The sequence below is a fragment of the Paenibacillus rhizophilus genome (assembly GCF_003854965.1).
GTDB lineage: Bacteria > Bacillota > Bacilli > Paenibacillales > Paenibacillaceae > Paenibacillus_AQ > Paenibacillus_AQ rhizophilus.
The window spans coordinates 26,557-38,997 of sequence record NZ_RQPI01000011.1 but is presented as its reverse complement, the minus strand read 5'-3'; the positions used below and the strand labels follow the sequence as shown (position 1 = coordinate 38,997).

The 12,441-nt window shown below is 55.5% G+C and carries 10 protein-coding genes; 4 read left to right on the top strand and 6 right to left on the bottom strand.

Going from position 1 to position 12,441, the window contains the following annotated elements; all coding sequences use genetic code 11:
* Positions 1-38: 38 nt before the first annotated feature.
* Positions 39-1,211 carry a polysaccharide deacetylase family protein gene (locus EH198_RS17215; RefSeq protein WP_124696760.1) on the bottom strand — a complete coding sequence of 391 codons (1,173 nt, stop codon included), beginning with the start codon at positions 1,209-1,211 and terminating at the stop codon, positions 39-41.
* A gap of 415 nt (positions 1,212-1,626) precedes the next feature.
* On the opposite strand from EH198_RS17215, the gene qoxA reads away from it, so the two are divergent.
* The 4 genes from qoxA to qoxD are packed head-to-tail and all read left to right on the top strand — an operon-like array spanning position 1,627 to position 5,519.
* Entirely contained in the window at positions 1,627-2,643 is a 1,017-nt protein-coding gene (gene qoxA, locus EH198_RS17210; protein WP_124696759.1) for a cytochrome aa3 quinol oxidase subunit II, read from the top strand.
* Positions 2,644-2,681: 38 nt separating this feature from the next.
* Positions 2,682-4,631 (top strand): cytochrome aa3 quinol oxidase subunit I, encoded by a 1,950-nt coding sequence (qoxB, locus tag EH198_RS17205; RefSeq protein ID WP_124696758.1) that lies wholly within the window; start codon positions 2,682-2,684, stop codon positions 4,629-4,631.
* Positions 4,628-5,224, top strand: coding sequence for a cytochrome (ubi)quinol oxidase subunit III (locus tag EH198_RS17200; RefSeq protein WP_124696757.1), 597 nt, complete (start codon positions 4,628-4,630; stop codon positions 5,222-5,224). Before qoxB ends, EH198_RS17200 begins: the two co-directional genes overlap by 4 nt.
* 1 nt (position 5,225) lies before the next feature.
* On the top strand, positions 5,226-5,519 hold the full coding sequence (gene qoxD, locus EH198_RS17195) for a cytochrome aa3 quinol oxidase subunit IV (RefSeq protein ID WP_246014388.1): 294 nt from the start codon (positions 5,226-5,228) through the stop codon (positions 5,517-5,519).
* 470 nt (positions 5,520-5,989) lie between these two features.
* Here qoxD and EH198_RS17190 read toward each other — a convergent pair whose 3' ends face one another.
* From EH198_RS17190 to EH198_RS17170, 5 genes are all read right to left on the bottom strand, one after another.
* Entirely contained in the window at positions 5,990-7,696 is a 1,707-nt protein-coding gene (locus tag EH198_RS17190; protein WP_124696756.1) for a methyl-accepting chemotaxis protein, read from the bottom strand.
* A gap of 160 nt (positions 7,697-7,856) precedes the next feature.
* Positions 7,857-8,540 carry an ECF transporter S component gene (locus EH198_RS17185; protein ID WP_124696755.1) on the bottom strand — a complete coding sequence of 228 codons (684 nt, stop codon included), beginning with the start codon at positions 8,538-8,540 and terminating at the stop codon, positions 7,857-7,859.
* Positions 8,513-10,354 (bottom strand): ABC transporter ATP-binding protein, encoded by a 1,842-nt coding sequence (locus EH198_RS17180; RefSeq protein WP_185702940.1) that lies wholly within the window; start codon positions 10,352-10,354, stop codon positions 8,513-8,515. The genes EH198_RS17185 and EH198_RS17180 overlap by 28 nt, the downstream gene beginning before the upstream one ends.
* A complete protein-coding gene (locus tag EH198_RS17175) occupies positions 10,270-11,211 on the bottom strand; it encodes an energy-coupling factor transporter transmembrane component T (RefSeq protein ID WP_124696753.1) in 942 nt (313 codons plus the stop codon). The genes EH198_RS17180 and EH198_RS17175 overlap by 85 nt, the downstream gene beginning before the upstream one ends.
* Positions 11,208-12,089, bottom strand: coding sequence for a DUF4430 domain-containing protein (locus EH198_RS17170; protein WP_124696752.1), 882 nt, complete (start codon positions 12,087-12,089; stop codon positions 11,208-11,210). Before EH198_RS17170 ends, EH198_RS17175 begins: the two co-directional genes overlap by 4 nt.
* Positions 12,090-12,441: the final 352 nt, after the last annotated feature.

The window sequence follows — 12,441 nt, the reverse complement described above, 5'->3', positions numbered from 1 at the left end:
CTGCACGTATGCTCCAGCAAACGGGCGGCGAATCCGGGCTACCGAGCATCATGCCAGAAATTCACCGGCTTAAGATCGGATGTGATGATCTCGTATCGATAGCCTTTCATTTGGAGATAATCCAAAATACGGGGCAGCACCTTGAGCGTTGCCTTCTGATCATGCATCAGAATGACAGGAGCAAAACCGCATTTGTTCAGCTTATTCACCTGACTGACCACGTTGTTATAGATCGAATCGCCGGAGCTCCCATATTTCCAGTCCAGGGAATCGACGTTCCAGTCCCAGAGGCGATAGCCGCTGCCCAGCACCTTATCTCTGAAGGCTTTCGTAAAATACGGCTTGCTGCCGTAAGGCGTGCGAATCAGCTTGGTGGACCGTCCGGAGACCGCCCGCAGATCTACATTGTCCTGGTTCATTTCTTTAAGCGCAGCCGACGGGGATGCGTAAAATTCACTCTTCATATGGGTTATGCCATGCAGGCCGAGGCCCTGCTCCGATTTAACCATGCGCTTCACCTGGCTGGGATAACGCCCGATGTTCGGTCCCAGCATGAAAAAGGTAGCCTTTGCGCCGTGCTTCTCCAAAATATCGAGCAGCTGCCCGGTCGTCGCCGACGGTCCGTCGTCGAAGGTCAAATAAACGATCTTTCCCTGCGTTCCCGGCTTGGGAGGATTCGGGGCTGGCACGGAAGAATCCGGCACGGCCGGGGATGGGCTTGGAGCAGGCTGGGCCGGCTCTTCCGGCGCAAGCTCGTTTTTGAACTTCGCCGCAAACGCATCGTCATCCAGCGTCTGACTCCCGTCCGTAATCCGCAGCAAATGCTGATCGGGCTTATAGGATACGGAATAGCCGAACAGCGGAACGATTTTCAGGGGCACCATCAGCTTACCGCCGCTTGTAAAGGTGCCCAGGCTTATTTCCGTCCCGTCTTCCAAGATTCCCTTGCCCTCTTTCAAGATTTTGAGACTTCCGGCGCCGCCGGCAAGACTCAAATCCTCCGGTGTGCCCGAAAGGCTTAGCTTCAGCTCCTCCGCAAGCTCGCGCACCGGCACATAAAAGGTATATTCCACGGACACGGCGCGGATATCCGTAACGCTGTCATTGACTCCAAGCTTTATTTCGCCGCTTCCTGCGGCAAGCGCTCCCGGCTCCGTTCCCAATGCGATGATACATATAATAGCGCATAACAACAGCTTTTTGATCGGCAAGGCGGCAAGTCTCCTATCCTATGTAGTTCAGTTCTCTCTAAACCTTAACATAAATAGAATCAAACGAATTTGAGAGAATGTAACCATCAGACAAAAAACTTGTTACCACCGGCACTAAAAGCTGTGCGCAAGAGCAAAATATTTGTGACAAACTTAGCAACAATCTTTAATTCATGAACAAATTTCGAACAATTAAAATCCAGCACAAAACAGCGTAACGACAGTGATCTATATCATATTATCTTGATTTTTGTAACAGTTTTTACACAGAAAATTAAACAAATCGCCATTTTATAGGATTTATATGGAATATAAACTATATTGTGCATTTTGCAATCCCCTTAAGGAATTTCTAATATAGATAGAGGTTAATGTTTTCCGGTTAAAAACCAGTATTAAAGGAAAGGAGTTCATCATGAACAAAAAAGGGCCTTTATACGCATTGTTTTTCAGCCTTTTCCTGCTGCTGCCCGGATGCAGTTCGCTCACCGTTCTGAATCCGAAGGGGCCTGCGGCAAAAACGCTGTCCGACACGATCATCCTGTCCATTCTGACGATGCTCGGCGTCTTGGCCGTGGTCTACATTCTCTACATTATCATGCTGGTGAAGTACCGCGCAAAAAAAAGCAACGAAGGGTATATTCCGCCGCATGAAGAAGGAAATAAATGGCTGGAAGTCACTTGGATCACAATTCCGATCATCATCGTCGCCTTCCTTTCGGTCGTAACCGTGAAGACGACGAATGCGGTGGAGAATGTTCCCGCAGATTACAAGGATCAAAAACCGATGGTCATTTACGCTTCGTCCTCCAACTGGAAATGGCATTTCAGCTATCCGGAGGAAGGCATTGAAACGGTGAACTATGTGAACTTCCCCGTTAATCGCCCGGTAGAGTTCAGATTGTATTCCTTCGGACCGATTACAAGCTTCTGGATTCCGCAGCTCGCCGGACAAAAATACGCGATGAGCGATATGACGACCTATCTGAATCTTGCCGCGGAATCCCAAGGCGATTTTCTCGGAAGAAACACGAACTTCAGCGGCAAAGGCTATGCCCAGATGGAGTTCACAGCGAGATCAATGAGCGCCGAAGACTATGACAAGTGGATAAAGGACGTCAAGGAAACCGCTCCGCAGCTGACCGAAGACAAATTCAAATCGCTGCTGGCAACGGCCCATGTCGGGCAAGAAACGTTCTCGTCCACGCATCTGGCCTTTAGCCCTCCTCCGGGAGAACACAGCGAGCATATGGATATGGATCACAGCAACATGGAAATGGACAACGGCAATGTGGAGCACCAGGATAACAAGGACGTGCACCCTTCTCCCGCTCCGGAGAAACAGACGGAATTCGACAGCAAGCCGGATTCTGAACTCAAATCTCCTCTGCCCAGCTCGCCGGCGGATGAACATACGCACCAGAGCAACTAATTCCAGACGTACTTAAACAACTGAAAGGAGTCCTCCCAATGAATTTTGATATAGAAAAATTCAAGGTTCACGGCGAACCCCTGATCTACGGAGCGATGATCAGCATCGCTCTCGCCTCGATCGGGATTGTAGTCGGGTTAACCGTTTTTAAAAAATGGGGCTGGCTGTGGCGCGAATGGCTGACGACCGTTGATCACAAGCGGATCGGCGTCATGTACATTCTGGCTGCCCTGCTCATGCTGTTCCGCGGAGGCATCGACGCTTTGATGATGCGTCTGCAGACCGCCGCCCCGGAAATGAAATTTCTCGACGCGCAGCATTACAACGAGGTCTTTACGACCCACGGACTGATTATGATTCTGTTCATGGCTATGCCGTTTATTATCGGCCTTATGAACGTCGTCGTCCCGCTGCAGATCGGCGCCCGGGACGTCGCCTTCCCGCGCCTGAACGCGGTCAGCTTCTGGCTCTTCTTCTTCGGAGCCATGCTGCTTAATATCTCGTTTGTCATCGGCGGGTCTCCCGACGCCGGCTGGTCCGCGTATTTCCCGCTGGCGAGTCTGGAATTCAGCCCGACCGTAGGCAACAACTACTATTCGCTGGCACTGCAGATTTCTGGTATCGGCACACTGATGACAGGCGTCAACTTTATCGTGACGATTCTGAAGATGCGCGCTCCGGGCATGAAGCTGATGCGCATGCCAATGTTCACCTGGTCCGTGCTGATTACGAACGTAATTATCGTCTTTGCGTTTCCGGTGCTGACCGTGGCGCTGGCGCTGATGATGTTCGACCGTCTGTTCGGCTCCCAGTTCTTTACGATGGCGAACGGCGGCATGGATATGCTCTGGGCCAACCTGTTCTGGGTATGGGGCCATCCGGAGGTATATATCGTTATTTTGCCGGCCTTCGGTATTTACAGTGAAATCATCGCGACCTTTTCCAGAAAAAATCTGTACGGCTACACCTCGATGGTCGCCAGTATGCTGATCATCTCCTTATTGTCCTTCGTTGTATGGGCGCATCACTTCTATACGATGGGTCAAGGCGTCATGGTCAACAGCTTCTTCTCGATTTCGACGATGGCCATTGCCGTGCCGACAGGCGTCAAAATCTTTAACTGGCTGTTCACCCTCCGAAAAGGGCGGATCAGCTTCACAACGCCGATGCTGTATTCCCTGGCTTTCATTCCGATCTTCACGATCGGCGGCGTTACCGGCGTTATGCTAGCCATGGCCAGTGCCGACTATCAGTACCATAACACCATGTTCCTTGTGGCGCATTTCCACTATGTTCTGATTCCGGGCGCCGTATTCGCCGTTATCGCGGGCTTCCACTACTGGTTCCCTAAAGTATTCGGCTTCCGCCTGAACGAACGTCTGGGCAAGCATGCTTTCTGGTGGATTATCATTTCCTTTAATGTGGCGTTCTTCCCGCTGTTCATTCTCGGACTCATGGGCATGACGCGCCGGATGTACACGTATTCCGCCGAAACGGGCTTCGGCCCGCTTAACATGATCTCGTTCGCCGGCGCGCTCGGCCTCGCGATCGGCTTCGTCATTCTCGTTTATAACATTTACTGGAGCACACGCTATATGCCGCGCGACGAGAGCGGCGATCCGTGGGATGCCCGCACGCTCGAATGGGCGACTAAGAGCCCGATCCCGGAATACAACTTCGCGGTTGTTCCGAATGTTAAATCGCGCGATCCTTTATGGGCCATGAAGTATGACAAGCAGCCGCTGTTCGAAGACAAGATTACGAAGATTCATATGCCGAGCAATACCGGCAAGCCGTTTATCCTTGGGGTTGTCTTCTTCTTCCTCGGATTCTTCCTGGTATTCAGCATGTGGATTCCGGCGATTGTTGCCGGCGTCGGCGTCCTGATTGTGCTGGCGGCGATGTCCTTCGACCGGGATCACGGCTTTTACATTCCGGCTGACAAAGTGATCAAGACAGAAAAGAAACTGGGGGGTGGAACGGTATGAAAGTAGATACCTCCAAACCGCTTGAATATAGCACGCAAGAGAACAGCAACCGCATCTTCGGCTTCTGGGTCTTTCTGGGAGCGGAGATCGCGCTGTTCGCTACACTGTTTACCGTATTCTTCGTTCTGGTGAACCGTTTCGCGGAAGGTCCGAGCGGAAGCGAGCTGTTCGAAGTCGGCCCGCTGCTGGCCGAGACGTTCCTGCTGCTCACCAGTTCCTTTACGATCGGTCTGGCGGTTCACGCCATGCGCCATCAATACAAGAGAGCTATGCTCGTCTTTTTCGGCATTACGCTGCTGATGGGCCTCGGCTTCCTCGGCATCGAGATTTCAGAATTCGTGACCTACGTACATGAAGGCGCGACGCTTCAGACGAGCGGATTCCTCTCCAGTCTGTTCGTACTGTTAGGCACTCACGGCGCCCACGTTACCTTCGGTTTCCTGTGGGGCGCGGCGATTATGATCCAGCTCATGCGGGAAGGGATTAACCCGGCCACGGCCAACAAATCATTTATCTTCTCGCTGTACTGGCACTTCCTGGACGTTGTCTGGATTTTCATCTTCAGCTTCGTCTACCTGAAAGGACTGATGTGACATGATGAAGCAATTGTTTCCCATTCGCCATGTAATCGGCTATATTGCCTCTCTGGTCCTTTCCGCCGCAGCGCTGGCTGTCATTTACGGAGATTTCTCGCATGCCGCGAACATCGTTATTCTGAGCGTCACCGCTCTGATTCAGGCTTCCCTGCAGTTGTTTCTGTTCATGCACATCGGGGAATCGGCCGACACGAAAAAAGAGCTGTACATCAACCTCGCCTACGCGCTGTTCGTTGGTCTTGTCACCATCTTCGGTACGCTCTACATCTTCGTCTGGGGCTGGTACAGTTAAGTATCGGTTTATTGAAAAAGCGTCTTTGGCTGCTGCGGCGGCCGGACGCTTTTTTTGTTCGCTTCGCGTAATTTGATGCCCTGCGGCAAATCAAAGCTGCGCGAAGCATCGCAAAAAGGGGCCATCCCTAAGTCATCCAGGATGACTTTTGGGAGAGCCCCTTTTTGCGTACGGGGATGAGAAGCCCCGTTGGCCAACTGACGGATGGAGAGGGAAAAACTCCATCTAATTCACGGATTCCCCCGTTCGGTCGATTAAACGCCCCAATTAGCTGGATGTTTTCCTTATAATTCGGATATCAGCCTGTTATCCTGCTAATTTAACGGAGGAATTCCGCTTAGTCGTTCCTTAAGGCAGCCCGTAAGGGCTGGCTCCCGACTGGGACGTCAAATGGGGCGATCCCTAAGTCATCCAGGATGACTTTTGGGAACATCCCCATTTTTATTTGTAAGCTGGATGCCCCTGCGGCCTTACAGCTTGAACCCGGCAAGATTCTTCTGCAGCTCCTCCGCAAGCGAAGCCAGATAACGGGCTGAACTCGACATCTCTTCCATCGCCGACATTTGCTCCTGGCTTGACGCGCTGACATCCTCGACGCCCGCTCCGCCCTTTTGCGAAATTTCGTTCACCATTTCCATAACGGCGACCAGATCTCCGGATTCTTCGGAAACATGCTTCACCGATTTACTGATCGTTTCGGTCTGCCGGATGGCATCCTGGATAGAGGCGACGATATCGGAGAATGCCTCGGAAATTTCGCCGCTTCCGGCCACGCCCTCTGTCGCAAGCTTGGCCCCATGGGACATGGATTCCACGGCTTCTCCGGTCTGCTGCTGAATTTGCGTAATAATGCCGGTTATGTGAAGCGAGCTCTTGGCCGTCTCTTCGGACAGCTTCCTGATCTCTCCCGCTACGACGGCAAAGCCTCGTCCAACCTCTCCGGCTCTGGCGGCCTCAATGGAGGCATTGAGAGACAGCAGATTCGTCTGCCCCGCAATTCCGTTAATCGTCGTAATAATGTCGCTGATTTCCCCGGACAATCCGGCCAATGAAGCAATAATTCTCTGCGTTTCGGTCATGTTGGCGTTGATCTGCGTCATTTGCTCCGCAATTTGGGTGACCTTGTCCGCCCCGTGGTCGGCAGAATCCGCCGCCTTCGCCATCAGGGACGACATCTGCCGGCCCCCGCTCTCCACCGACGAGATATCCTCCGCCATCGCCTGGATGGAAGCGTTCGTCTCGGCTAAACTGTACATCTGCGTTTCAAACCCTGCGGCCAATTCCGAAGCGGTGGAAGCAATCAAATTGGAAGCCAGCGAGGTCTGATCGGCGCTGGCGCTCATTTCCTCGGAAGAAGCGGACAGGGTCTCCGCACTCTCCGACACGCTCTGCATCATACGGCGCAGGCTCGCCAGCATGCCGTTAAACGAAACGCTGATTTGACCGATTTCGTCCTTGGAGCTGTACGCCGCCGCAGCCGTCAAGTCTCCCTGCTCCGCTTTTCCCATGCTCTCCCGCAGTATGGCCAAAGGCTCAGTAATCATGCGGACGATAAAGAAGGCGATCAGCAGGGTAAGAAGGGTAAAAACAATAATCAGGACAATATTCAGGTTCCGTGTGCTCTTTGCTTGTGCCATTGCGTCCGCGTACTGCTTCTCCGCATCCTGTTGAAGAAGACTGCCTGCATTGTCGAGCAGATTTACCATTTTGCCGCGCAGCGTGCTGAAATCCCCCGAAAAAAGAGCATAGGCCTCCGCTTTGCGGTTAGCCTTGGCAAGCGTAATGATCTGCTCTCTTTGGCTCCGGTATTCCGGAAGCAGCGATTCATATTCTTTCAGCTTATTTATGGCTTCGGCCGTACCGAAAGAAACTTGAAGCAGCTTCTTAGCCAGGGCATCGTTATTCGCCTTCTTCGCTTCGACATCCTCGGTAAGCTTCGCATTGCTTGCCGCGTCGTTCGTCATCATAAGCTCCAATAAATCCGATTCGATCAAACCGTTGTTGATTCGGATTTGGGCGGACCACAGAACAGGCAGCAGGTTCTCCTTATACATCACTTTGGAACGATCCGCCAGTTGCTGCCCGGTAACTATCCCTACTACTCCCACACTAATCAGCGCAAACAGGACGATAACCATAATAAGTCCCATTTTATACATCAATTTCAAATTTTTCATTGTGATCCTCACTCTCCGGGTGACTTTTTACATATACAATTGTTTATCGGCAGAACTCCTTTTTAAATTGAATGATTTGAATTAAAAAACGACAAATTACAACAAAAAAAGCCGGGCAGATTAACAATCCGCCGGCTTGTCATGACAAGTTAGCCGTTCTCTAACGAAGCAGCCCGTATTTTTTGCGAAAACGTTCAAGCACCTTGATCCAGCCTCCCGCCAAAATGGACAGAAAAACGACGTTGGACAGCGCATGCGCCAGATCGAAATAAAAACTGGCGGCGTATACGGTCGCTATGAGTCCCCAGCTAAAAGCGTCGGGCAGGCCGATCAGATGCCAAATATTCATAATCCATCCGAACAAAAAGCCCCATATGAAACCAAACAGCAGCAGCCCGGGTCTTGTTCTCATCCAGCGCGTGTTGCGCAGCCAGCCGGCGGTTAACCCGACCATCCCCCAGGCGAACATTTGCCACGGCGTCCACGGCCCCTGGCCGAAATACAGATTGGAGACGAGAGCCGCAACCGCTCCGATCAGAAAGCCCGCTTCCGCCCCGAATACATACGCCGACAAAATAACAATGGCCGACACCGGCTTGACGCTGGGCAGCGCGGCGAATGGAATCCGGCTTACGGCGGCAAGCGCGGCAAGAACGGCTAGCAGGACCAGCTCCCTTGGCTCCAGCTTGCGGCGTTCGAGCCTTAGAAACAGCGGAAGCAGCGCGGCGCAGAGCAGCACCAGGCTCAGCAGCAGGTAGTGTCGGTCCTTGAGCGCCGAGGACAGGGCGAGCGCCCCGATAAACAGGCCAAGCGCGATCAGGACCGGGAAACGAATCTTTGCCAATCGGCCATCACATCCTCTACGGTCAATGCTTGCGGCAGCCGGTCGCGGACCATCCGGTTAACGGCTGTCGTATAGAAATAATTCGCTCCGAAAAAAGCCTCCGGCGTCCCTTCCGCCGCCATGCTTCCGTCAAATAACATAGCGCAGCGGGAAGCGTAGCGCGCCGCAAACTCGACGTCATGCGTAACGAACGTTACGCTTTTCCCGGCCACCGCCAGCGCTGTCAACAATTCTGCCAAATGCTCCTTGGCGGCAGGGTCCAGCCCTTTGGTCGGCTCATCCAGCAGCAGAATATCCGGCCGCAGCAGCAGCACCATCGCCAGCGCCGTCTTCTGCTGCTCGCCGCCGCTGATGTCATGCGGATGACTGCCGAGCACGCCTTCGAGGCCGAAAGCGTCCGCCAGCGAGGCAATTTCCCGTTTACCTTCCGAATCGGACAGTCCGGCGTACTTCGCCATATGCCGGAGTTCTTCAGACACCGTGTCATGACTGAAATACAGCAGCGGATTTTGCGCCAAGTAACCGGCTGTAACGCCTTTTGGCAGCGCCACACGGCCCCGCTGCGGCTTCAGCAGTCCGGCCATCAGCTGCAGCAGCGTGGACTTGCCTGCACCGTTTCCGCCAAGGATAGCGGTAAGCTCCCCCCGGTACAGCGAGAAATCGAGCTTCTTCAATATCTCCGGCCCGTCCTTCTCGTAACGGAAGGTTACCTCCCGGCATTCCAGCAGCGTCTCCCCGGTGCCGGATGACTGCGCCTCACCCGCGAAAGCGCCGGAGCCGGATCGTGAAAATGAAGATCCGACGCCCCCGTTCTCCCAGAGCCGTGCTCCCTCAAGCGTGTTGCCTTTACCGCTCCCGCCCAGCCGGGTCAGGTCTATCCGAGCTGGACCGGCCGCATTCTTCTCCAGAGGGCCAGCGCTCGGAATGGACCTCTCCGCAGAGACCGGGGACGCCGATTGCGCTTCTTCGACAGCCGACTCCAGCCAGCGTTTACCTTCCCGCACGGTCAGGGGAATTGTATCCGTCGGCGCGGCGGCCGGGGAGGCTGACAGGGCCAGAAACAAACGCGAAGCTGCAGGCAAATAGGCATAATGCCCTTCTCCAAGCCTGCTCCCCGCGGCGCGCACGATTTCGCGGGGGCTTCCGTCCGCCGCCATTCTGCCGTTCTCCATCACCAGCACGCGGTCCGCCAGCGGCAGCGCTTCTTCCAGTCGGTGCTCGCTTATAATGACCGTCATCGACAGCTCCTCATTCAGGCGGCGGAGCAGATAAATGAACTCGCGGGCCGCTACCGGGTCAAGCTGCGAGGTCGGCTCGTCCAGCAGCAGCAGCCGGGGATGCAGCAGCAGGACGGAAGCCAGATTGACGAGCTGCTTCTGCCCGCCGGACAGTTCATGCACCGGTTTGTACAGCAGCGGCTCCAACCCGAACAGTCCGGCCATCTCCGCAAGCCTTCCGCGCATGACGGACGGGGAAAGACCCAAATTTTCCATGGAAAAAGCAAGCTCCTGCCATACCGTCTCCATCACGATCTGCGCCTCCGGATTCTGGAAAACCATACCGATTTCCCCGGCGGCGGTCTCCGGCGGCAGAAGCGGCAGTTCTGCGCCTCTGTAATAAATCGCGCCGCTTCCGTCCCCCACCGGGGTCAGCTCCCGCTTCAAATGCCGCAGAAGCGTCGTTTTGCCGCTTCCCGAGGGACCGCAGAGGACGACGAATTCGCCCTCTTTTATTGTGAACGATAGCCCGTCCAGTGAAGGCCTTTCTTCCCCTGGATAGCGGAAGGTAAGCTCTTGCGTGCGGACGATCTCCATAACCATTTCTCCTTTCCTTCCACCCAGAGGGGAAGAGCTGCGAACAGACAAAAGGCGGCGTACATCGCCGCTTCCTGCCAAGTAAATACCGGCGGCTTCAACCGGGGATACAGCATCAGCATGCCGTATCCCTGAAACCAGCCCCACAGGGTACCCAGCGCCCCGGCTCCAAGCCCGGCCAGGACGCGGATATCACGCCGATCCAGCCTGTACACCGCATAAGAGGTTCGGCGGCGTATGCCGTATCCGCGCGCTTTCATGGAGTCGGCGGTCTGCAGCGCTTCCTCCAGCGACCAGGTCAGCAGCGTCTTCAGCAGTGTCATGCCGTCCGACATGCGGGAGCGTAGGCTTCCTTCGCGGACCGACACTCCGCGCGCGCCCTGAATCAGCGCTATCCGGCGCAGCCGCCGCTGAAACAACGGAACGAAACGGAGCGTCATGAGCGTAATCAGGGCGCTTTTAGGAGCCGTCGACGCGAACAGGTACATGAATTTATCCGGTGTTACCGTATAGTTGTACGAAAGAAAGATAACAAAAACCGAAATCAGCACAACCATCATCATCAGCCCGTACAGCACGGCTTCCAGCGTGATCGGCTGATCCATGAAATAAAACAGGATAACGGCTCCCCTGTGCGAAAAAAGCGGGTTCAGCAGTGCCGCTGGAACGGCGACGATCAGGCAAAAAGCCAGGCTCCCCGCTATCCGTCGCCCCTGTCCCTGCAGCAGCATCAGGCCGAGAAGGGCCGCGATTTCGGTCAGCAGGAACACCGGATGGAACAGCAGCAGCGTGAACAGCAGCAGCCCGGCGTAATAGACTACGGCCACCGACGGATGCATGGACCGGAAGCCGCTCACCTTGAGGCTCCCAGGTCCTTGCCCATATCAAGCGTATACAGCCATTCGACCCTATCTCCAGGCTTCAGCCCGTAAGCCCCTGCGCTTGCGCTCGGGAACTTGCCGTTCACCCGGTACATCCAGCCGCTCTCGGCGCCCCGGTCCATTTCGTACAGGTTGGCGATGCCTTCCACGTAACCGACGGCTTTTGCGCCGCGGTACTCCATCTGGATTTTATGCTGGCGGGTGACCCGCTTCAGCACATCCAGTGCGCTGTCGCCCTCCTCCACCTCTACCGAGGTCGGCGGCAGAACGGTTCCAAGCTCTTTGTCGCCGACAATGGACATTGTGACGGCGACTTGCTCGGCAGCGGGCCGGTCGCCGCCGGATGACGGCGGCGTCGCCTCCGCCGCCGTAGGCTTCGGCTGCGCCGGGGCGGCCGGTTTCGCGGCCGCGGACGGCTTCGGCGCAGCCGAAGCTGGCGGGGCAGCCGCTTTGGCCGGCGGCTGCGCGCCTGTGGACGCCGGGCCGGGCGAAGCGGCCCCGGCGCTTGGCGCCGCCGATGGCGCGGCGGCTGCGCCGTCTCCCGGCGGCTGCGAAGCGCCGGGAGACGCTGGCCGGGCCGCTTCGGCGGCAGGCCCGGCCGGGTTTGGCGCAGCGGCGGACGCATCAGCCGCTGCCGTACCGCCCGGCGCCGGACTGACGCCGGGCTTGCCCGTGGCGGCTTCGGGCGGAGCCGAAGCCGGGGCTGTGGCGCCGCCGGTGTCCGTGCCGGCGGCGCTTGGCGGCGGGCTCGTTACCGCCGCCTCGTTACGGTCCGGCGCGCAGCCGGACAGCAGCAGCGCGGCTGCAAGCAGAAGGGGCGCTAGGGAACCGGCGCCCGCTTTTCGGATTGACATCAAGATGGGAACACCTCCGTGTAAAGGGAAAGAACGAGGGCAGCAGAGCGCCCCCGTTCATTGTATTAAAGCTTGTATGATTACATTCAGAAATTGCGAGACGGAATTTCTCCCGCTTATCTTTCTTTGCAACATGCAGGGCGGAACGCCATTGCCAGGCAAGGTACGCAACGAATCCGTGCACAGCGCCCCAGCACCGCTGCCAAGCGATGGCCAACGCCCGGAGAAGATGCGCCAAGAATCGTTGCAAAGGGCGAGAGATTTTGAACTCATTATTTGCCGCTTGTTGCTCTCCCGTTGCTCGTTCCTCTATCCATTGCTTGTTGTTCTCCTATTCCAAATAGAAGGAAAA